Origin of the sequence: Streptomyces sp. NPDC005820 (assembly GCF_040630255.1) — a bacterium.
In the GTDB taxonomy this organism is placed as follows: domain Bacteria; phylum Actinomycetota; class Actinomycetes; order Streptomycetales; family Streptomycetaceae; genus Streptomyces.
The window spans coordinates 146,603-168,439 of record NZ_JBEXXE010000022.1; the positions used below are offsets into that span (position 1 = coordinate 146,603).

Consider the following 21,837-nt stretch of genomic DNA (forward strand, 5'->3'; position numbering starts at 1 on the left):
GCGGGTGCGGATCAGCCCTTCACCCCGCCGGAGGCGATGCCCTCGATGAGGCGGCGTTGGATGAGCGCGTAGACGACGAGGACCGGCACGATGACGATGACCATGCCGGCGTAGAGGCGTCCGTAGTCGGCCGCCGCCTTCTGCGCGGTGAACAGATTGAGCAGGCCGACCTGGAGGGTCTTGTCGTCGCCCGGGAGCAGGGTGAGCGAGATGATGAAGTCGTTCCAGTAGGCGAGGAAGTCGAACAGGATGACGGTGGTGACGGCCGGGCGGGCCATCGGGAGCATGATCCTGGTCATGATCCGCAGGCGGGAGGCGCCGTCCAGCGCGGCGGCCTCCTCGTACTCGACCGGGATCGACCGGAAGAAGGCGGTCAGCAGGTAGACGGTGAAGGGGATGGACGTCGCGGCGTAGACGAGGGACAGGATCGCCGGGTTGTCGATGAAGAAGCCGCCGGGGAAGACGTCGATCAGTGCGCGGTCCCAGTCGACGAGCATCAGGAAGATCGGTACGACGATGTAGTTGACGTTGACGAACAGGCCTGCCATCAGGGCGAGTTCGATGAGACGGCGGCCGCGGAACTCGTAGCGGGCGACGACGTACGCCGCCGGTACCGAGACGGCGAGGACGAGGGCCAGGCCGAGCAGGGTGACGAGGGCCGAGGTCAGGAAGTACCGGCCCATGTGCGCGCCGAGGAACGCGTCGGTGTAGTTGCGCAGATGCGCGCTCTTCGGCAGGGTCCAGGGGCTGCCGAAGAACTCGCTCTTCTGTTTGAGGGAGGCGAGCAGCACCCAGCCGACCGGTACCGCGACGGCGAGCGCGAGGGCGGCGACGAGCGCGTGGGTGAGCAGCCGGGCGGTGCGGGGGCGGTGGGCTGCGCGGGGGCGGTGGGCGGCTGGCGTGGTCATGGGCTGGTCCTCAGAACTGGAGGGGCTCGCGGCGGGTCGCCCGGCTCACCAGGAGCGACACGAGGAACGAGAACGCGAAGACTACGACGCCGATCGCCATGCCGTAGCCGTACGACGAGTTCGTGTACGCCTGCTTGTACATGTAGTCGAGCAGCACCTCGGAGGAGCCGTCGGGGCCGCCGCCGGTCATCGCCCGGACGAGGACGAAGCTGAGGTTGACGGAACTCATGATGAAGAAGGTCAGGGTGGTGCGCAGGTTCTGCCAGATCAGCGGCAGGGTGAGAGCGAAGAACTGGCGGACGGCGGAGGCCCCGTCGAGCGCGCTCGCCTCGTAGAGCTCCTCGGGGATGCTCGCCATGCCCGCCATGTAGAGGACCATGTAGTAGCCGAGCGACTGCCAGACCATGGCGATCGCGACGGAGTAGAGCACGATCTTCTGGTCGCCGAGCCAGATCCGCTGCCAGCCGTCGAGGGAGAGCAGCCGGAGGGTGCCGTTGAGCAGGCCGTTCCTCTGGTCGTAGACGGCGGAGAAGATCGCCGCGATCACGACCACCGAGAGCACGTTGGGGATGTAGAGGACGAACCGGTAGAGGCCCCGGCCGCGCAGCCGCTGGCGGGTCATGACCGCCGCGAGGAACAGGCCGGCGCCCATCGTCACGACGGTCACCACGACGAGGAGCGCGACCGTGTTCTGGAAGGCGCGCACGAACTGGTCGTCGTCCAGCAGGTGTTGGAAGTTGTTCCACCCGACGAACCGCTTCCGCGGGGAGAAGCCGCTCCAGGTGTAGAAGGACATCCGGAACACGTTCACGGTCGGGACGGCCATGAAGACCGTGAAGAGGACCAGCGCGGGCAGCAGACAGGCCAGGACGAAGCCGGTGGGGCCGCGCCCCCGGGCCGCCGCCCGCCGGGGAGGTGCGGGCGGCGGGGTCCGGCGTCCGGGTGTGCGGTGGGCGGAGCCCGGGGGTGGGGTGGAGAGTGTCGTCACCGCGTCAGTCGCCCGCCGCGCGGAGCTTCTCACTGGCCTCGTTCAGCGCGGACTGCCACTTGTCCTCGGTGGTGTCGCCGCTGATGACGCTGTTCGCGGTGTCGAAGAGGGTGGCCTTGATGTCGACGCCCTCGACGGGAGCGGTGCTCGCGAACCCGCCGACCAGCGCGGACACGTCCGGGTCGGAGTAGACCTGGTAGAAGGCGGCGTTCTCGCCGGTCAGGCTGCTCGCGATGCCCTCGATGGGCTGGACGGCGTTCGACCTGGCGAAGATCTTCGCGGCCTCGTCGGAGTAGAGGTAGGCGATGAAGTCCTTGGCCGCGTCCTTGTGTTGCGCCGCGGTCGGGATCCACACCGACTCGACCGAGGTGGTGATGTAGCGCTTGCCGCCCGCCGTGACCGCCGGCAGCGGGGTCAGAGCCCACTGGAAGCCCTTCGCGCGCGGCGCGTCCGCCATCTCGCCCACGATCCAGGTGCCGTTCGGCATGAACAGCGCCTTGTCGTCGAGGATGAGCTGCTGGTTCTTGGTGAAGTCCTGCTCGTTGGCGTACCCGACGGTGGTCGGGGCGGCATAGCTCAGCAGCCGGGTGGTGAGATCGAGGGCCTTGCGGGCGTTCGCGCTCTTCCAGACGTCCTTCTTGTACGTCATGACGTCCGTGTAGAACTGTTCGCCGCCGATGTCGGCGAGGAGCGCGAAGAAGTACGAGTCGAGGTAGCCGGCGGTCGGGTAGGTGAAGAGGGGGATGCCCTGCTTCTTGGCGGTGTCGCCGAGCGCGAACATCTCGTCCCAGGTGGCCGGGACCTTCCAGCCCTTCTCCTTGAACAGGCCCTCGTTGTGGAAGAGGCCGGTCGGGGCGTAGTACATCGGCAGCAGATACGTCTTGTCGGTGCCGTAGGGGTTGGTGTTGAGGTTGCCGACGATGCCCTGGGTGAGTTTGTCGCCCACGGTCTTCGACTCGCCGGGGATCTTCTCCTTCAGGACCGGGGTGAGGTCCTCCAGGGCCTTGTCCTTGATGAGGGTCTCGGTGAGGGCGGCCTTGCGGCCCTGGCCGAGGACCACGACGTCCGGGTAGCGGCCCGCCTTCATGTTCGGGGTGATCTCGTCCTCGATGCTCTTCGAGATCTTCAGCCGGACGTCGATGTCGGGGTGGGCGGTCTCGTACGCCTTGATGACCTGGGTGTACATGTCCCGGCCGTAGCCGCCTTCGAGGGCGGCGACCTCCAGGGTCGTCCTTCCCGAGTCCGTACCGCTCCCGTCTCCGGCCGAGCAGCCGGTGAGCAGTCCGAGCACCGTGATCGCGGCGCCCGCGAGGACGAGCGATCTCCTCATGGGGGTCCTCCCTGTTACGGTGGCACCGATAACATGAGGCCATACGGTGGCACCGATCAGGGGGCGGCGCAAGGGGCCGCGGTGCGGTGGGTGCGGGCGTCTCAGGAGCTGCGCGGCGGCGCCGTGGAGGCGCGCACCGACAGGGACGGCGTGGCCACGGCCTCCTCGGCGCCGGCCTCGTCGCCCTCCAGCAGCAGGGCGACGGCCGCGGCGCCGTAGCGGTAGAAGTCCTGGCGGACGGTGGTCAGCGGCGGGGCGCAGTAGGCGGCGAGGGCGATGTCGTCGACGCCGACGATCGAGACGTCCTCGGGCACCGAGCGGCCGCGTTCGCGCAGGGCGCGGATGACTCCGAAGGCCATCTCGTCGCCGGCCACGAAGACCGCGGTGACCTCCGGGATCATGGCGATGATCTGTCCCAGCCGGTACCCGGAGTCCGGTGACCAGTCGCCCTCCAGGGGTGGCGGCGCCTCGATGCCGGCCGCGGCCAGGCACTCCTGCCAGCCCTGCCGGCGACGGCGCGCCTCGATCCATTCGTCGGGTCCCGAGATGTGCCAGACCTGCCGGTGCCCCAGGTCGAGCAGATGCCGGGTGGCGACCCGGCCCGCCTCCCGCTGGTCTATGCCGAGCACCCGGGCGCCCGCCGTGCGCGAGCCGTCGAGGGTGACGGTCGGGATGTCGCGGGTGATGTCCTCCATCTTCGGTGTCACCGAGATGAGCGGTACGGCGATCACGAAGCCGTCCACGCCCTGGTCGGCGAGGCGGGCCAGGGCCCGCTCCATGAGGCCGGTGTCGAGCGCGGCGATGGTCGCGATGTTCACCGCGTACCCGGCCGCGCCCGCGGCGGCCTCGACACCGGCGGTCACCGCCGAGCGCGAGTAGTAGCCGCCGGAGGCCAGCAGCACGAGCCCGATGGTGTGGCTGCGACCGGAGGACAGCGCGCGGGCGGCGCTGTTGAACCGGTAGCCGGTGTGCTCCACGGCGGCGAGCACCCGCCGCCGGGTCTCGGGGTTGACGTTCGGTGAGCCGCGCAGCGCGCGCGAGACGGTCTGCGCCGACACCCCGGCGGTCCGGGCGACGTCGGCCATGCTCGGCTGCCTCGGCCGCGTGGTGCCCTCGCTCATGGCGCTCCCTCTCCGGCGCCGGCTTCGCGACGGCCTCTCCTGGATCCCGAGGGGGATCCCGAGATCCGACGAGATCTGGGTCCCCGGTCTCGATCCTAGCGTTCTTGTTACACATGGCATCGATAACATACGCTCGCACGGTGACCGAGCCGAGCGTGACTCCCATCTGTCCGGCCCACACCACGACCGACGCGGCGAGTGCGGCCCTCACCTGGGACGGGGGCCGCCTCCACCGGTACGGCGTCCCCCATCGCGTCCTCTCCGGGTCGCTGCACTACTTCCGGGTCCATCCCGGTCTGTGGCGGGACCGGATCCGCCGGCTGGCCGACCTCGGCCTCAACACCGTCGACACGTATGTGCCGTGGAACTTCCACCAGCCCCGCGAGGACGAGGAGCCGCGCTTCGACGGCTGGCGGGACGTGGAGCGGTTCCTGCACACGGTGGCCGAGGAGGGCCTGGACGCCGTGGTCCGGCCGGGCCCGTACATCTGCGCGGAGTGGTCCAACGGCGGTCTGCCGAGCTGGCTCACCGCCCGGGAGGTGGCCCTGCGCAGTTCGGATCCCGCGTTCGTCTTCCCCGTGGGCCGCTGGTTCGACCGGCTGATCCCGCGCATCGCCTCGCTCCAGGCCTGCGCGGGCGGGCCGGTCGTGGCGGTACAGGTGGAGAACGAGTTCGGCAGTTACGGCGACGATCACGCGTATCTGCGCCGGCTGCGGCGGGCGCTGGTCGAACGGGGCGTCCGCGAACTGCTGTTCACCGCCGACGGCCCCACCGACCTCATGCTGGACGGCGGCACCCTGCCCGGCACCCTGACGGCCGTCACCCTGGGCTCCCGGCCCGAGGCCGCCCGGCGCCTCCTTGCCGCCCGCCGCCCCGACGAGCCGTTCCTGGTCGCCGAGTTCTGGAACGGCTGGTTCGACCACTGGGGCGGACGGCACCATGTGCGGGAGGTGGAGAGCGCGGTCGGCACGCTCCGCGGGATCCTCGCCGACGGCGGCGGCGTGAGCCTCTACATGGCGCACGGCGGCACCAACTTCGGGCTCTGGGCGGGCGCCAACGAGGAGGAGGGCCGGCTGCGGCCCGTGGTCACGAGCTACGACTCCGACGCGCCGATCGCCGAGGACGGCGGTCTCACCGCCAAGTTCTTCGCGATGCGCGAGGTGCTCGGGGCCCGTGGTCCGGTCCGCTCGGAGGTCCGCCCGCCCAAGCTCCCGGCGGCCCGGCTCCCGCTGGTCCACCGGGCGGACGTGCTGGCCGGTCTGCGGGCCGTGCCGGCCCCGGTCACCACCGGTCCGCGTCCCGCCTCGTTCGAGCGGCTCGGGCTGGACGCGGGCATGGTCCTGTACACCGCCCACCCCCTGGTCCCGCCGGGTGAGCACCGGCTGGTCCTGAAGGACGTACGGGACCGGGCCCTGGTCCTCGTCGACGGCACGCTGCTCGGTGTGGCCGATCCCGACCACCCGGAGCTGACGCTTCACGGCACCGGTGCGGTCGTACGGTTGGACGTGCTGGTCGAGAACCTCGGGCGGGTGAACTACGGGCCCGGCATCGGCGGGCACAAGGGCCTGCTCGGTCCCGTGCTGGTCGACCGGCGACTCGTCCAGGGCTGGGACAGCGCACCGGTCGCGCTGCAGGAGTGGGCCTCCGCCGAGCTGGCCGCCGCGGTCGCCGCGGGCCCCGCACGCACCCGGGCGGGTTTCGCCACGGCGGTGTTCCACCTCGGCACCCCCGCGGACACGTTCCTCGCACTGCCGGGGTCGGTCCGTGGCCTGGTCTGGGTGAACGGCTTCCTGCTCGGCCGCTACCGCGCGGCCGGCCCTCAACTCACCCTGTACTGCCCGGCCCCGCTGCTGCGGACCGGCGACAACACGGTGACGGTCCTGGAGCTGGAACGCCTGGGCACGGCGCTGGAGTTGCGGGACCGCGCCGAGCTGGGGCCGCCGGAGGAGTACGTGGAGGAGTTCGACTGACCGGTCTCACGTTCGAACGGCTCGTTGAGGACGCCCATCCGGTCGGGGCGCGACAGGTGTGGACGGTACGACCTGGAAGCACGAACCGACAAGCCGCATCATGCAGGTGCCGGGCCGCGGCCCCCGTGCCGTCACATCGCCCATGATCGCTGTACCGCCACCTGCCGCCGGGACGCGGGATTCGCCGGGGGAGGCGTGCGCCGCTCCCCGATGGTTCTCACCGGCGCGACGGCGACCGGCTCGGCCGGGGCCGCGACCCGCTCGCCTACCGTGGCCCAGCGGAGCAGAAAGCGCCGGAGGGCGGCCGTCTCGAAGCGGATCAGGGCCGCGCCCTCCGCCGCGCGCAGCTCGACGGTGGTGTGGGCCGGTCCGTGCGGGCGGATCCGCACACTGCCCCCGTCGGCCGGGCGCTCCAGCCCCTCTTCCAGGAGGGCGCGCGCCAGCACCCAGGTGACCTCCTCGCCGTCCAGCGCGGCACTGGCGGGGAACACCAGCCGTACGGAGAGCGGGTCGTCGGAGGTGCAGCGCAGGTTGGCCGGCACGGCCAGCTCCCGCTGGTCATGGGTGAGCAGGCAGGCGCCCATGGGCTGGTCGAGGCTGATGTACACGGCGGTCTCCGAAAGGGGCGGGGCGGCGGCAGGTTCCGCCGCCTCACCCTGATGAGCGAGGAGTGGGCCGGTCATTACGCCACTCCGGAGAACTCCGTTATGACGTGCGTCACATGGGGTCAGCGCGTCCAGTAGCGGATGTTGCGGAAGCGGGCCTCGACGCGGCCGGAGCCGTGGTCGTAGACGCCGTTCTTGAAGTAGCGGGTGGCGGGGCCCCGGTCGGCGACGGTGAGGGCGAGGGAGTCGTCGAGGTAGACCTTGATGGTGCCGGTGCCACTGGTCGCCTGATGGGCGATCTTCACGTTGAACCAGGTGTCGTAGGCGTCCGTCCTGAGCACCGTGCCGTCGTAGCGCCGTACGGTGCCGCCGCCGGTGTCGTAGACGTTGAGCATGATGTCGGTGGCCGGGGTGCCCGAGGGGTGGACGCCGCGCAGGATCTGGACGAAGGACGCGCCGTCGGTGCCGGAGGGCAGATAGACGTCGGCGTCCCACATCCGCTCGCCGGTGGTGTAGTCGACCTGCCAGCGCATCTCGGTGCGCGGGTCGGTGTCGCTGCCCTCCTGGAACGGTTCGTCGGTGGCGTACACCCACATGCGGTGCACGCCGCCGCTGTAGCTGTGGCGCTCGCTCAGGTCGAGATTCCAGGGCTTGTGCCAGCTGTAGGTGAACGAGGTCTGCGTCCAGCCGTCGGTGGGGGCGGTCGCGGCCGGACCCGCCGCGACGACCCCGCCGGCGAGCAGTCCGCCGCCCGCGCGTAAGAGGTTTCTCCGATTCATGAGGTGTCTTTAACCCCAATACATCGGAGCAGTCAAGGGCCAGAGTCATTGACAGGTCTACACAAGGTGCCTACGTTCCCCAATACACCCGATGAATCACCTGTGTTGATGACCCATCAGCTCTGGAGGACGACGATGACCTCGCAGTCGGGGAAGGACGTGGCGATCCCCCGCCGCACCGTGATCGGCACCGCCCTCGGCGGAGCGGCGACCGCCGCACTGCCCGCGCCGGCCCTTGCCGCGGCAGACGTCGGAGGACCCGCCGGGCGCCCCTGGAAGCTCCGCGACACCATGACCACCGACCGCGCCTGGACGGACTTCCTACGCGGCCAGGACCTGCTGTGGACCAGGCTGCCCACCCGCTGGTACGAGGGTCCCTTCCTCGGCGACGGTCGGCTCGGCAGCATGGTCTACCAGGAGCCGGGCGAGAACCGGATCCGGTTCACCGTCCAGCACGCCCGGGTCCAGGACCACCGGCCGCAGTTCGGCAGCGGGTGGGGCACCTGCCGGCTGCCGGTCGGACATCTCACACTCGAACCGGCCGGCACCATCACCGCCGTCGACTGGCGGCTGAGCCTGTGGAACGCCGAGCTCACCGGCACCGTCACCACGACGGCCGGCACCCTCACCCTCTCCGCGTTCGTCCACGACGAGGTGCTGGCCGCCCGGGTGACGGCCGACGGCGGCGAGCGGGCCGTCTGGACCTTCCACCCCGAGGACGCCGTCAGCCCCCGCCGGATCAGCGAGGCCCCGCCCGCCGGCTACACCGCCAACCCGCCCTGGACCACCCGTACCGCGGCCGACGGCACCGAGCAGGTGCTCCAGCCCCTCAGCGGCGGCGGCGCGACGGCCACCGCCCACCGCCGCACCGGCGCCGAGCTGCTGCTGAGCGTCGGCCACGGATTCCCTTCCGGCGCCGCCGCCGAGGCCGACTCCCTGCGCCAGCTGCGCCGCGCGGTCTCGTACGGCGCCCTGAGACGACGACACAGGCGCTGGTGGCACGCCTTCTACCCGAAGAGCTTCGTCTCGTTCCCCGACGGGCGGCTGCAGAGCTTCCACTGGATCCAGCTCTACAAGGTCGCCTCCGCCAGCCGCGCGGGCGGGCCCGTCATGGCGACCTGTGGCCCCTGGCTGGAGCCCACCCCGTGGCCCGCCGTGTGGTGGAACCTCAATGTGCAGCTGGAGTACTGGCTGATCCACGGCTCCAACCACCCGGAGCTCGACGCGCTCGCCACCACCCTGCGGCAGAACCAGGAACAGCTGATCGCCAACGTGCCCGCCCCCTACCGCGCGGACAGCTCCGGCGTCGGACGCAGCTCCGACATGTTCGCCGCCCGGGAGGTGGGCCGCCCCGGCACCGGCGCCGAGACCGGCGACCTCACCTGGGCGCTGCACAACGTGTGGCTGTCCTACCGGCACTCCATGGACGAGTCGCTGCTGCGCGACACGGTCTACCCCGTGCTGCGCCGGGCCATCGCCTACTACCTGCACTTCCTCACCCCGGGCAGCGACGGCAGGCTGCATCTGCCGAGCACCCTGTCCCCCGAGTACCCGGTCGTCCCGCCGCAGGACACCAACTACGACCTCGCGCTGATCCGCTGGGGCTGCCGAACCCTGCTCGACTCCGCCGCACTCCTCGGCATCCAGGACGAGTCGGCCCCCCACTGGCAGGAGGTACTGGCAAAGCTCACGCCGTACCCGGTCGACGCGAACGGCTTCATGATCGGCGCCGACACCCCGTACGCGCAGTCCCACCGGCACTACTCGCACCTGCTGATGGTGTACCCGCTGTACCTGGTCAACTGGGACCAGCCCGAGAACCGGGAGCTGATCGCGAAGTCCGTCGCCCACTGGCACGCGCTGACCGGCGCCCACCGCGGCTACAGCTACACCGGCGCCGCCTCGATGTACGCGATGACCGGCGACGGCGACACCGCGCTCGCCCGCCTGCGGAAGTTCTTCGACCCGTCCACCCGCTACCCCTGCCAGGCCAACACCCACTACACCGAGGCCGGTCCGGTGATCGAGACACCGCTGTCCGCCTCACAGTCGCTGCACGACATGTTCTGCCAGAGCTGGGGCGGGGTGATCCGCGTCTTCCCGGCCGTCCCGAGCGCCTGGGCGGACCTCACCCTCCACAACTTCCGTACCCAGGGCGCCTTCCTCGTCAGCGCGGTCCGTGAGGCCGGGGCGACCCGGTTCGTCCGGATCCGGAGCCTCGCGGGCGAGCCCCTCGAGGTCCGGCACGGGCTGAGCGGCACCCTCACCGTCCTCCTCGACGACGGCACCCCGGCCCGCGCCCGCGACCTGGGCGACGGGGTCCTCTCCATCGACCTGCCCCGGGGCCGCGAGGTGCTGATCCACTCCGGTGCCCGGCCCGACCTGGTCATCGCGCCCGTCGCGGTCGGCGAACCGGGCGCGGCCTGGGGCCTTCCGTGACGACCGCCGATGACGACCGCCGATCCGGACCCCTCCCAGGGAGAGTTCTCATGGCTGTTCCGATCCGTTCCGCGGTCGCCGCGCTCTGCGCCGGGCTGACGGCCGCACTCCTGACGACCGGGCCCGCGCAGGCCGGTCCGCAGGACCACCTCTGGTCCGTCTCGACAGGGGCGCACGCACCCCTGGCACGCGTGTCCCTCGACGACGACACCGGCACGCTGAGCCTCTCGGTGTCCCGGGACGGGCGTACGGCCGTCGAGCCGTCGCCCGTCGGCATCGTCACCGAACAGGCCGATCTGTCACGGGGGTTACGGTTCCTGCACCGCACGGACCGCCTGGTCGACGAGCGGTACCGGGCGAGGTCCGGCAAGCGGCTGGAGCGCCGGGCCGGGATGCGGGAGACCCGGCTGTCGTTCGCCACCGCCGCGGGCGACCGGCTCGACCTCGTGGTCCGCGCCGCCGCCGACGGGATCGCCTACCGGTACGTCCTGCCCGACGGTCACGGCGACGTCCTCGGCGAGGCCTCCGCCTTCGAGCTGCCACCGGACGCGGACGCCTGGCTGAGCACCTACCGGGTCGACAACGAGGGGCAGTTCGCCCCGTACACCGCCGCCACGGCTCCCACCGGCGCCTACTCCGACCAGGCGCTCTTCGCCACTCCGGGCGGGTACGTCCTGCTCGCCGAGTCCGACCTGACCGGCTCCTACTCGGGCGCCCGGCTCGCCCACACCCAGGGCACCGGCACCTACCGCGTCCAGCTCGCCGACGCGCGGGTCCCCGCCGACGGCCCCCTCGCCACCCCGTGGCGGGCCCTGGTCACCGGCGACCTCGCTACGGTCACCCGGTCCACCTTCACCGACGACCTCGCGCCCGCCTCCCGGGTCGCCGACCCCTCCTGGATCCGCCCCGGCACCGTGCTGTGGACCTGGCTGGCCGGCGGGCGCACGGCGGGGCAGAGCCTCGCGGCGCAGAAGGCGTACGTCGACTACGCCGCCGAGCGGGGCTGGCCCTACGAGGCGGTCGACTCGGGCTGGTACTTCAAGAAGGACGAGTGGGACGTCACCGATCCCGACTGGCCGGCCACCAGCTGGATGCCCGAACTCGTCCGGTACGCACGGGACAAGGGCGTCGGGATCATCGTCTGGATCCATCAGCGCGACCTCGACACACCCGAGGAACGCGCGCTGTGGCTGCCCACGCTGGAGCGGTGGGGTGTCAAGGGGGTCAAGATCGACTTCATGAACTCCGAGGCGCGGTCCATGCTCCAGTGGTACGACGCGATCCTCCCGGAGACCGCCGCCCACCACCTCATGGTGGACTTCCACGGCTCCACGATCCCCAAGGGCGTCCAGCGCACCTGGCCGCACGTGATGACGCTGGAGGGGGTCGGCGGCGAGGAGAAGCGCACCAACACCGCCGCCCACCTCACCACCCTGCCCTTCACCCGGAACGTCGTCGGCGGCATGGACTTCACCCCCGGCGCCTTCCAGCGCGTCGGGCTGCGGCCCAACTCCGACGCGGCCGAGGTGGGACTGACCGTCGCCTACGAATCGGGGCTGCAGATGTTCGCGGGCACCCCCGAGTCGTACGACGAACGACCGCTCGCCCGGGCCTACTTCGACCAGGTCCCGGCCGCCTGGGACGACACCCGGCTGCTCGCCGGCGCCCCCGGCCGGGAGGCGGTGCTCGCGCGCCGCAGCGGGGACCGCTGGTTCGTCGGCGCGGTGTACGCGGGCGCCGCCCGTACCGCCGAGGTGCCGCTGGACATCGGTCGGGGCCGCTGGCTGGTGGAGACGATCAGGGACGGCGCCGACGGGCTGGTCCAGGACAGCCGGGTGCTGCACGGCGGCGACACCCTGACCGTGGGCATCACCGCCAACGGCGGCTTCGCCGCCCTCGCCTGCCCGTGGCGCCCGGGTGTGACCACCTGTTACCGCTGACGGCCGGTGACACGGGTGCGGCGGCCGGAGGGGGGTCGCAGGCCGGCGGACCGACCGTACCGAGGAGGGTGCCGCAGTCCTCGTCGAGCGCGATCCGCAGCTCGCGGCCGTCGCGCGCGGTCAGGGAAGCCTGGGCAAGGTGTCCCGGCGTGGCAAACACCCGTGGGCGGGCCGGATGCACCGGCCCGCCCACGGTCTCAGGGGGGCGAGGGTCAGGGCAGCTTGATCAGGGTGTAGTCGTCGCAGTATCCGGCCGCCGAGCCCGCGTTCTTGTAGCAGTAGACGCCGGCCGAGGTGGTGGACGCGCCCGTGGTGAAGAAGATCGGCTGCTGGGCGTAGGAGGTGGTGGAGGTGCGCAGGTACGTCTCCGTGCCGCCGAAGCTCTTCACGCCGACCGCGACCTCCTCACCGGCGGTGGCCGCCTTCGCCCAGCCGGCGAGGAGATAGGTGCCGCCGGCGGTCAGACCGCTCACCGTCTGGATGGCGCCGCTGGCGCTGACGCCGGTCTGCAGGGCGTAGGTGCCGGTGCGGGCGTTGGAGGCGACGACGGCGGACGCCGTACCGGTGCTCTGGGCCCACGGGGTGAGGGCGCCCGTCTCGAAGCCGGCGTTGGTGAGCGCGTTGGTCGCGGAGGACAGGGGTTCCACCGCGAGGTCGTCGCAGTATCCCGCGCCGCTGCCGCCCGCGTTCTTCCAGCAGTAGATCAGGGCCGAGGTGTTCGAGGAGCCGGTGGTGAACACCACCGCCGCCTGGGTGTACGAGGTGGTGGCGATGTTGGTGTAGGTCTCGGTGCCGCCGAAGTTCTTCACGCCGACGGCGAGCGTCTCGCCCGCGTTCGCGACCTTGGCCCAACCGGTCAGCAGATAGGTGGTGTTGGGGCTGAGGCCGGTCAATGTCTGGTTGGCTCCGCTGCTGCTCGCCGTCGTGGTCAGCGCGTACGTGCCGGTACGGGCGTTGGAGCCGGTGACGGACGAGGCGTTGCCGCTGGCCTGGGTCCACGGGCTCAAGGCGCCCGTCTCGAAGCCGGGGTTGGAGAGGAGGTTGCCGCCGGTGCCGTTGTAGGCGCCGATGTTGGGCGCGGCCGTCGCGGAGACGGTGTTGCCGAAGGCGTCCTTGCCGCCGTTGGAGCCGATCACCGCTCCGGCCCGGAGCACGGGCGAGGACGGGTGGACCTGGTAGGCGTTCTCGCCGGTGTAGGAGGAGGAGCCGTTGGCGTTGCCGGGGTTGCGGAACTGCGGGTCGGCCGTCACCTTCGCCGCGTCGGCGGGCTCGGAGGAGGGGTGGTTGCCGTAGAAGAGGTTGTGGGAGTAGACGGAGCCGGCGCTGGTCGTGAAGTAGCCGCCGGTGCCGTAGTTGAAGACGGCGTTGTTCTGGAAGGACAGGGTGCCGGTGACGCTGGAACCGCGCCGGGAGTACAGGATCGGGGTGTTCAGGCCGCTCTTGTTGACGTAGACGCTGTTGTTGTAGATGAGCGGGACGGCGGCCGAACTGCCGCTCTGGTTGGGGATGTTGCCCACGAAGTGGAAGACGCCGGTGCCGTGGGTGGGGGTGCCGGAGGCGGGGCAGCCGGTGTTGGTGCCGTCGTTCTCGCTGATGTTGTAGCGGATCACCGTGCCGTCGCTCGGGACGGTCGAGGTGGGCTCGTTGGCGATGGTGAACGGCGGCATGATCAGCATGAAGCCGCCGAGGTTCTGGTGGCTGTAGTTGTACTGGAACGTGGTGTTGTGGTTGCCCCAGTCGACGTCGTAGCCGGTGCCGTCGGCTCCGTTGACGTGGCAGTACACCTCGTTGTTCTGCACGACGGTGTTGGAGCTGCCGGACATCCAGATGCCGGCGGAGGCGCCGTTGCAGTACTGGCCGGAGGGCGGGCAGGTGTTCTTCGCGCCGCCGTAGCCCGCCTTGTTGCCGTCGATGAGGGCGCCGTCGTTCTTGACAACGAGGATGTCGTCCGCGCCGTCGTAGGTCATCGTGTTGCCGCGGATGACGGTGCCGGTGGTCAGGCCGGTGCCCTGGCCGTCCCCGTCCGGGGTGACGGCGACGGCGATCCGGTCGACGTGGTCGAAGGTGTTGTTCTCGACCACGATGTCGTCAAAGGTGGAGACGGGGGTGGTGTGGTCGGTCTGGACGCCGACGCCCGCGTTGGTGGCGTACCAGCCGCCGCCGTAGCCGGTGATGTCGTGGATGTACATGTCGTGCACCCGGATGTGGTGCAGGATCCCGCCGGAGCTGTTCTCCGCGAGGACGCCGGAGCGGTAGTTCGGGGAGGAGGCCGCGTTGGTGAGCTCCAGGCCGCCGATCTCCCAGTACTGCTGGTTGAGGAGATGGATGACGGGGCCGGTGGCGCCCTGTGCGTCGATGACCGGCTTGGCGCCGCTGCCGTACGCGCCCATGGTGATGGGGCTGCCGGAGGAGCCGGAGCCGCCGGGGGTCAGCTGGCCGGTGCAGGTGGTGCCGGCGGCGAACAGGACGCTGTCGCCGGCGGCGAAGGTGGTGCTGTTGACGCCGCTCACCGAGTTCCAGGGGCTGGCCTGGGTGCCGCTGCCGTTGGCGGCGGCCGAGCAGTCGACGTAGTAGGTGGTGCCGGCGGCGAGGGCGGTGTGGGCCGGGAGGAGGAGGGCGCCCGCCAGGGTGGCGAGCAGGGTGAGGATGCGCGAGGCCCTGAGGCCCGGGCGGTCCGTTCTGCGACGCTTCATCGCGACGCTCCTTGGTGGGTGAAGGGTTCTCCGCGCCGCGGGACGCGACACGGCTCTTCGGGTCCCGGGCGGGGCGGGGTACCGGACCCGGCCCGCCCGGAGTTCATGCGGTCGCCTCAGCGCGTCGGCAGGGCTGGCGGGAGGGGCGTTTCGAGGACGGAGGCGTGTCGCATGCCCGGGGGCAGGGCGAGGGGGACCGGCTCCCAGTCCACGCCGTCCTTGCTGCGGGCCGCTCCGTATCTCCCTTCGAGGAAGTGGTCGAAGATCATGACCATCTCGTCCCCGCGCCGGAAGATCGACGGACCCTCGACCACGGAGGGGGTGACCGGTCCCACGGAGGACGTCCACGGTCCGCCCGGGGTGTCGAAGGTGGTGAGATGGATGTCCTTGTGGGCGGTGGCGAGGTCGTTGGTGCCGCGCTCGTCCTTGTACGCCATGAGGAAGCCGCCGCCCTCCAGCTCCCGCACGGTGGCGTCGATGACCGAGTGGCCGGGGTCGAAGAAGATGTCGGGGGCCGAGAACGTACGGAAGTCCTCGGTGGTGCAGTGCCAGATGCGGTGGTTCTGCGTGTGGTGTTCGAAGTCCCGGCCCTCGGCGCTGCTGCCGGCCTCGACGACCGACGACCAGATGAGGTGGTGGACGCCGGTCGCGGGCTCCCGGAAGAACTCCGGCGCCCAGGCGTTGTGGGCGCCGTCCACCTCGGCCATGACCGGGAGGAGTTCCTGGTCGGACCAGGTGAGCAGATCGGCCGAGGTGGCGTGCACGATGTACGGGCTCGTCCACCCGTCCGTGGCCAGCAGATGGAACAGCCCCTCGGGGCCCACCCCGATGAACGGATCCCGCAGTCTGCCGGTGCCGACCGTGCCCCGCAGGACGGGCCGCCCGCCGTTCACGGGCACGAACTCATGGCCGTCGTGGCTGTAGGCCAGGTGCAGCGCCTCTTCGGCGTCGGTGAAGTAGGAGACCACGTACATCGGTGGCGGGTCCTTCCGGTACGTCAGGGGCAGGGGTGCCCCGGGACGGTGAGGTCGTGGTGGAGTGGGGGGCTCGGGGCGGCACGGAGCGGCGCCGGTCGGCGCAGGGGTGGCGGGCCGGGTGACGCGGCGCCCGAGGAGGAGGGGACGGGCAGGCCCGGGGAGCGCGGCGCCCGGGTCCCTCCCTCGTGGTCGCAGCGGCGGAAGCCGCCGCCGCGTCGGTTACTTGACCGCGCCGGCGGACATGCCGGCGACCACCTGGCGCTGGAAGAAGACGAAAAGGAGCAGGAGCGGCAGCACGCCGAGGAGCGCGGCCGGGAAGAGGGTGGTCGGCTGCACGGTGTGCGGGTCGATGAACGAGTACGCGTTCACCATGACGGTCCGCTTGTCGGGGTCCTGCAGGAACACCAGCGGGACCAGCAGGTCGTTCCAGATCTGCAGGGAGACGAAGGTCAGCAGGGTGCTGGTGACCGGCCGCAGCAGCGGCAGGATGATCGTGAAGAACGTGCGGAACGCGCCGCAGCCGTCGAGTGCCGCCGCCTCCTCCAGGTCGGTGGGGACGGAGCGGATGAAGCTGGTGTAGAAGAACACGGCGACCGGGAGGTTGAGGGCCGTGTAGATGAGGACCACGCCCGTGTAGCTGTCCAGCAGGTTCAGGTCGCGCATCAGCAGGTACAGGGGGGCGGCCACCACGAACACCGGGATCGAGGTGCCCAGGATGAACAGCCGGTACACGGCGGTGGACCAGTGCTGGGTGATCCGGGCGAGGGGGTACGCGGCGAGCGAGCCGATCACGGTGATGGCGACGCACGACAGGCCGGTGATGAGCAGGGTGTTGAGGGTGCTGCGCCCGTAGTGGATCTGGCTGAAGGCCGCGGAGAAGTTCTTCAGGGTCAGCGAGTGCGGGATGCCCAGCGGGGAGCGGGCCACGTCGGCGGCGGTGCGCAGCGAGGTGGCGACCGTGAAGAGGAACGGCAGGACGAACAGCAGCGTGCCGAGGCAGAGCAGGACGGTGCCGAGGCCGCCGGTCAGCCGGCGCAGCGGGCTGCCCGGAGAGGGGCGGGCGGGGGCCGGGTGCTTGACGACGGCGGGCGGCAGGGTCTCGGCCGGCGGCGAGGTGAGGTCTGAAGTCATGGTGGCGGTCCGTCCGCTTCCGTCGGGTTCCATCAGATGCGTCGCTCGCGCAGCCGGAGCAGGGAGGAGGTGGCGCTGGACAGGACGACCACGGTCGCGAGGAGGACGACCGACAGCGCGACGCCGTAGGCGAACTTCCCGCCGCCGAAGACGTTCCGGTAGACCAGCAGGGTCAGGGTGTCCGTGGCTCCGGCGGGGCCGCCGTTGGTCAGCACGAGGGGGAACTCGAAGACCTTCAGCGAACCGATCAGGCTGAGCGTCACGTTGACGGTGAGCGCCGGGGCGAGCAGCGGCCACTCGACGCTGCGGAAGCGCCGCCAGCCGCTCGCGCCGTCCAGGGCCGCCGCCTCGAGGAGTTCGGCCGGCAGGCTCATGTAGCTGGCGAGGAAGATCGCGCAGGAGTAGCCGGTGAACATCCAGATGTTGACGGCGGCCACCGAGTACAGCGCGGTGGAGGTGTCGCCGAGCCAGACGTGGTTCAGGCCGTGCAGGCCGACCAGGTCGAGGAGGGCGTTGATGCCGCCGGTCGGGGCGAACAGGTACGACCAGATGAAGGCGGCCATCACGGGGGAGATCAGCGTCGGGGTGAGCAGGACGACGTTGAGTACCTTGCGGACCCGGGGGCGGCGGAACAGCATGCTCGCGAAGAGCAGGCCGAGGCCGTTCTGCACGACCACCACGACGACCGCGTAGAGCACGGTGTGCCAGAGGGCGGCGGTGACGGCGTCGTCGTCGGCCATGGCGCGGTACTGCCGGGTGCCGACGAAGTGGGCGATCGGGCCGCCGAGGCTGTCGGTCATGCTCAGGTAGACGCCGCGGGCCAGCGGATACAGCATGAAGACGCCGTAGACGACGATGGCCGGCAGCAGGAAGGCGGCCATGGTGGCGCGCCGTCGGTGGAACACGGGGGTCCTCCTCTTGCCCGGATCTCTTGCCCGGATGTGGCCGTGGCGGGGGCGGTCAGGAGCCGTTCTTCGCGCCCCCGCCACAGCCGGTCAGGGTGTTACTTCGCGGACGCCGCGGTCTGGATGTCCTTGAGGGTCTGCGCCTCGGACGCCTTGCCCAGCAGATAGGCCTGGATCTTGGATCCGGTGGCGGTCTCGGAGGCGGCGCCGTACCAGGAGTTGGACGGGAGGATCCGGTAACGGCCGTCCTTGAAGGCGTCGGTGAAGGCCGTGGTCTCGGTGCTCTCCGGGGTCAGTCCGCCGATGAAGGGCGACTCCGCGTGCTCGGCCTCGAGGTACTTGGCGAGGTTCTGGTTCTGCGACCAGAACTTGACGTACTCGCGCGCCGCGTCACCCTGCTGGGACTGGGAGTTGACGGCCCACATGGTGCCGGAGAAGAGCATGCCGTTGGGCTTGGTGCCGGCGGCGCCGCCCGGCCAGGGCGCGAAGGAGACGGGGAAGCCGGCCTTCTTGACGTTGGAGACCTGCCAGGCGCCCTGGTACCAGAAGGCGCTCTTGCCGGCGCTGAAGTCCTGCGGGCCCTGCGCCCATTCGTCGACGCCGAGCTCGTTCTTCCAGCTGACGTACCCCTTGTCCTCGAGGGTCTTCAGCTGCTCCAGCGACTCCTTCCAGTCGGGGTCGAAGGAGGCCTTGCCGTCCAGGAAGTCGGCGTCCCACTTCTTGTTCCCGTTGTAGACGAGGGTCGATCCGGCGGCCTGGAAGACGGAGCTGCCGGTCCAGGCGGACTTGTCGGGCAGCGCGATCGGGGTGATGCCGGCCTTCTTGACCTGGGCGAGGTCGGCGAGGAACGTCGGCCAGTCGGCGGGGACTTCGGTGATGCCCGCCTTCTTCAACAGGTCCATGTTGGCGTACAGGCCGATGCCGATCAGCTCCATCGGCATCGCGAGGGTCTTGCCGTCGGTCTGGGCGAACGGCTTGGCGTCCGGGGCTATCCGGCTCGTCCACGACTCCCCGGACAGGTCGGCGAGGTAGCCGGAGGCGCCCCACTTCTTCATCTTGTCCGTGTCGACCATGATGACGTCGCCGGCCTTGCCGCCCAGCAGTTCGGGCTGGAGCTTCTGGACGTAGGTGTCGTTCGCGGTGATGTACTCGAAGTCGACCTTGATCTTCGGGTTGGCCTTCTCGAACGCCTTGTTGATCTCGGCGACGTTCGCCGGCTCCGCACCGCCGCCCTTCCATGCCTGCACATGCAGGGTCACCGTGCCGTCGGCGGACGCGCCGGACGAGTCACCGCCGCACGCGGCCAGCGACATCGCCATGGCGGCGACCGTGGTGGCGACCGCGAGACATCTCCCAGAGCGCTTCATTGCACACCTCACCCATCGTCGGTACGGACCGACTTGTCACGTCTGCAGGGGTTTCCGTTGGCCGGGACTGTAACGCAAAACTTACGCGACATCTATACGTAACTTTCCGTGGCCATCCGAGCAGATGGGCGTGACTCCGCATATCCCCGACTCCACCCCTGGGACAGCGACTCCCGCCCTGTTCGCAGGGTCGAACCCTGCCATCACCGGGAGCTTCGTTGACCACTCGGGCAACTTATCGTTAAAGTTTCCAGCGATATATGGCACGGTCTGGACGGTGCAGGCTCTAAAGTCGTCGTGTGCCGAGCGGCACCAGGCAGAAGGAGTTGGGGTGGCAGGGCGGGTGACCATCGCGCAGGTGGCCGAGGAGGCCGGTGTCTCCGCGATGACCGTGTCCAACGTCATGAACGGCAAGCCGGGCGCCTCCGAGGAGACCCGGCGCCGGGTCATGGAGGTGGCCGCACGCCTCGGCTACCGGCCGAACGTCTCGGCCCGCAACCTCAAGGCCGGCCGCAGTGGGCTCATCGGCCTCATCGCCCTGGATCTGACCAGCCAGTACGGACTGGAGATCCTGCGCGGTGTCGCCGACGAGCTGGCCGACGCCGAGCAGGAACTGCTGGTGAACGCCTCGTACCACGACGCGGTGCGGGAGAAGGACCGGATCGAGTTCCTGGGCCGCGGCCTGGTCGACGGCGTCCTGCTGATCGCGCCCGTCCTGGAGAACGACACGGTCGAGTTGCTGCGCCGGCAGAAGCTGCCGTGCGTCATCATCGACCCGCGCCGCCTGGACGTGCCCCTGCCCCGGCTGAGCGTCGACAACTACCACGGGATGCGCCAGGGCACCCAGCATCTGATCGACCTCGGGCACACCCGGATCGCCTACCTCCGCGGCGAGGAGGACCTGGAGAGCACCTCCATCCGCTTCCAGGGCTTCGAGGACGCGATGCGGCTCGCCGGCCTGAAGGTCGAGGAACAGCTCGTCGCCTCCTGCGACTTCTCCTACGCAAGCGGCTTCCGGGCCGCCTCCCGGCTGATCGCCGAACACCGCCCCACGGCGGTCGTCGCCGGCGCCGACCTGATGGCGCTGGGCGCCGTCGACGCCGCGCGGGCCCGCGGGCTCACCGTGCCCTCCGACTTCTCCGTCGTCGGCTTCGACGACCTGCCGCAGGCGGCGCAGAGCTTCCCCGGGCTGACCACCGTGCGCCAGCCGCTGCACGACATGGGCCAGAAGGCGGCCCGCGCCCTGCTGTCCCTGATCGAGGGCCAGCGGCTGCTCATGGAGCACATGGAGGTGGGCACCCAGCTCGTGGTGCGCAACTCGACGGCACCGCCGCGCCGCGGAACCGGAACGCAATAATCTCCGGCGGCGGGGCCGGACGGAGACAAATCGAGGGATCCCGGGGGGCGACGGCCCGAGATCCTCCGTCCTGCGTACCGGGGGGTAGCCACGGACGTGGTGGGTCAGCATGATGGGTCCCCGCCGAGGAAGCGCTTTCCGGTCCGGCAGCCGCATCGTGCCGGCCGCATTCGTGCCAGAGGAGCACCTTTGTCCGACTCCACGTCGTCCTTACCGCCGCAGAAGGTGTTACCGCCGCAGAAGGTGTCACCGCCCCAGAAGGTGTCACCGCCGCAGAAGCTGGTCGCCGAAAGCGTCACCCCCCTCGACTTCCCCGATCTGGACGCGCGGTTCCGCCTCCGGACCGGCACCCTGGTCTCCTCGTGCATGCGGCTGAGCTACGAGGAGTTCGCCCGCGGCATCGACGTGGCGGCGGTACGGGCCCGCGGTGTCATCACCGTGGTGTCCTGCATCGACCTACGGCGTCGGCCCGTCCCGCTGGCCGTGGCGGGCCCCCTCCACCACCGGGTGGAGCTGCACCACAGCGAGCTGTCCGGGCACGGCCTCGGCTCCCGGCTCACCCGGCTCGGCTACGAGTCCGTCCACACCTTCTCCTCCCCGCCCGGCACGGGCGATCCACGCCGCTACCGCGAGACGACCTCGGCGGAGCCCGCCCCCTGCGCCTCCGGGCGGATCGTGTTCGCCATGCTGCGGCCCCACGCCGGACCGGCCGCCCGGCTGGTCTCCGAGCCGCTGGAGGAGATCCGGCACCTGCCCGTGCAGCCCCTGGAGGAGCCGCACCCCACCCTCCAGACGCTGACCGCCGTCCCCGACGGCGCGGTACCGGCGCCCTCGGCCGACGACGGCACCGAGCACACCGGCGTCTTCGGCCTGCACCACACGGACATCAACCAGTTCGTCTACACCGGCGAGTACGTCGCCCTGCTCGAGAGCCATCACGCGCTGCTGCTGCACCGGGCCGGCGTCGCCGTCGACAGCCACTTCACGGAACGGGTGACGGTCGTCTTCAAGGCCCCCTTCCAGGCGGGCGACCCCTACGTCCTCAGGTCGACGCTCCATCTGTCGGAGGGCTCGACGGTCGCCACCATCGGCGTGCACCGCCGTACGCCGGACGGCACCGATCCGCGCCCGGCCGTCCTCGGCCGTGTCGAGGGCCGGCCGCTCCCCCAGCCGTAGGCGTCGCCCGCGGATCGCGCCGGGGATCGTGAGTACCCCGCCCCGGCGCGGACCTTCAGGAACACCGGACCCGACGTCGCGCCTGCCGTACACGGCCCCACGCGGGCCCCCACCTGCCCGGAATCGCTCGACGCGGGCAGTCGCACACCGT

At 70.7% G+C, this 21,837-nt stretch carries 16 protein-coding genes; 5 read left to right on the plus strand and 11 right to left on the minus strand.

Going from position 1 to position 21,837, the window contains the following annotated elements; translation table 11 throughout:
- Positions 1-11: 11 nt before the first annotated feature.
- The 4 genes from ABZ464_RS26765 to ABZ464_RS26780 all read right to left on the minus strand — a co-directional run bounded on the left by ABZ464_RS26765 (position 12) and on the right by ABZ464_RS26780 (position 4,347).
- Complete coding sequence (locus tag ABZ464_RS26765; protein WP_359280443.1) at positions 12-908, minus strand: carbohydrate ABC transporter permease; 897 nt, start codon at positions 906-908, stop codon at positions 12-14.
- A 10-nt stretch (positions 909-918) separates the two neighbouring features.
- Positions 919-1,896 carry a sugar ABC transporter permease gene (locus tag ABZ464_RS26770; RefSeq protein ID WP_359280445.1) on the minus strand — a complete coding sequence of 326 codons (978 nt, stop codon included), beginning with the start codon at positions 1,894-1,896 and terminating at the stop codon, positions 919-921.
- 4 nt (positions 1,897-1,900) lie between these two features.
- Positions 1,901-3,226 (minus strand): carbohydrate ABC transporter substrate-binding protein, encoded by a 1,326-nt coding sequence (locus tag ABZ464_RS26775; protein WP_359280446.1) that lies wholly within the window; start codon positions 3,224-3,226, stop codon positions 1,901-1,903.
- Positions 3,227-3,327: 101 nt separating this feature from the next.
- Positions 3,328-4,347 carry a LacI family DNA-binding transcriptional regulator gene (locus ABZ464_RS26780; protein ID WP_359280448.1) on the minus strand — a complete coding sequence of 340 codons (1,020 nt, stop codon included), beginning with the start codon at positions 4,345-4,347 and terminating at the stop codon, positions 3,328-3,330.
- 113 nt (positions 4,348-4,460) lie between these two features.
- Here ABZ464_RS26780 and ABZ464_RS26785 point away from each other — a divergent pair, with 113 nt between their 5' ends.
- Positions 4,461-6,317, plus strand: a complete 1,857-nt coding sequence (locus ABZ464_RS26785; RefSeq protein ID WP_359280450.1) for a glycoside hydrolase family 35 protein — start codon at positions 4,461-4,463, stop codon at positions 6,315-6,317.
- Between the two features lie 131 nt (positions 6,318-6,448).
- Here the strand turns inward: ABZ464_RS26785 and ABZ464_RS26790 are convergent, their stop codons facing one another.
- Positions 6,449-7,000, minus strand: coding sequence for an SsgA family sporulation/cell division regulator (locus tag ABZ464_RS26790; protein WP_359280452.1), 552 nt, complete (start codon positions 6,998-7,000; stop codon positions 6,449-6,451).
- A gap of 44 nt (positions 7,001-7,044) precedes the next feature.
- Entirely contained in the window at positions 7,045-7,701 is a 657-nt protein-coding gene (locus ABZ464_RS26795; protein WP_359280453.1) for a polysaccharide lyase family 7 protein, read from the minus strand.
- Between the two features lie 135 nt (positions 7,702-7,836).
- Here ABZ464_RS26795 and ABZ464_RS26800 point away from each other — a divergent pair, with 135 nt between their 5' ends.
- Both ABZ464_RS26800 and ABZ464_RS26805 read left to right on the plus strand, forming a co-directional pair.
- Entirely contained in the window at positions 7,837-10,140 is a 2,304-nt protein-coding gene (locus ABZ464_RS26800) for a Tat pathway signal sequence domain protein (RefSeq protein ID WP_359280493.1), read from the plus strand.
- A 50-nt stretch (positions 10,141-10,190) separates the two neighbouring features.
- Positions 10,191-12,080: a glycoside hydrolase family 97 catalytic domain-containing protein gene (locus ABZ464_RS26805; RefSeq protein WP_359280455.1), complete on the plus strand. Its 1,890-nt coding sequence runs from the start codon at positions 10,191-10,193 to the stop codon at positions 12,078-12,080.
- A gap of 212 nt (positions 12,081-12,292) precedes the next feature.
- Here ABZ464_RS26805 and ABZ464_RS26810 read toward each other — a convergent pair whose 3' ends face one another.
- The 5 genes from ABZ464_RS26810 to ABZ464_RS26830 all read right to left on the minus strand — a co-directional run bounded on the left by ABZ464_RS26810 (position 12,293) and on the right by ABZ464_RS26830 (position 19,153).
- The gene (locus ABZ464_RS26810; RefSeq protein WP_359280457.1) at positions 12,293-14,773 is read right to left on the minus strand and encodes a carbohydrate binding domain-containing protein; all 2,481 of its coding nucleotides are present in this window, start codon (positions 14,771-14,773) and stop codon (positions 12,293-12,295) included.
- A 116-nt stretch (positions 14,774-14,889) separates the two neighbouring features.
- Positions 14,890-15,747 (minus strand): glycoside hydrolase family 43 protein, encoded by an 858-nt coding sequence (locus tag ABZ464_RS26815; protein ID WP_359280459.1) that lies wholly within the window; start codon positions 15,745-15,747, stop codon positions 14,890-14,892.
- A gap of 222 nt (positions 15,748-15,969) precedes the next feature.
- A complete protein-coding gene (locus ABZ464_RS26820; protein WP_359280460.1) occupies positions 15,970-16,881 on the minus strand; it encodes a carbohydrate ABC transporter permease in 912 nt (303 codons plus the stop codon).
- Between the two features lie 32 nt (positions 16,882-16,913).
- Positions 16,914-17,786, minus strand: a complete 873-nt coding sequence (locus ABZ464_RS26825) for a sugar ABC transporter permease (RefSeq protein WP_359280461.1) — start codon at positions 17,784-17,786, stop codon at positions 16,914-16,916.
- Positions 17,787-17,884: 98 nt separating this feature from the next.
- On the minus strand, positions 17,885-19,153 hold the full coding sequence (locus ABZ464_RS26830; RefSeq protein ID WP_359280463.1) for an extracellular solute-binding protein: 1,269 nt from the start codon (positions 19,151-19,153) through the stop codon (positions 17,885-17,887).
- A gap of 331 nt (positions 19,154-19,484) precedes the next feature.
- On the opposite strand from ABZ464_RS26830, the gene ABZ464_RS26835 reads away from it, so the two are divergent.
- Both ABZ464_RS26835 and ABZ464_RS26840 read left to right on the plus strand, forming a co-directional pair.
- Positions 19,485-20,510, plus strand: coding sequence for a LacI family DNA-binding transcriptional regulator (locus ABZ464_RS26835; RefSeq protein WP_359280464.1), 1,026 nt, complete (start codon positions 19,485-19,487; stop codon positions 20,508-20,510).
- 243 nt (positions 20,511-20,753) lie between these two features.
- Complete coding sequence (locus tag ABZ464_RS26840) at positions 20,754-21,686, plus strand: hypothetical protein (protein ID WP_359280466.1); 933 nt, start codon at positions 20,754-20,756, stop codon at positions 21,684-21,686.
- Positions 21,687-21,837: the final 151 nt, after the last annotated feature.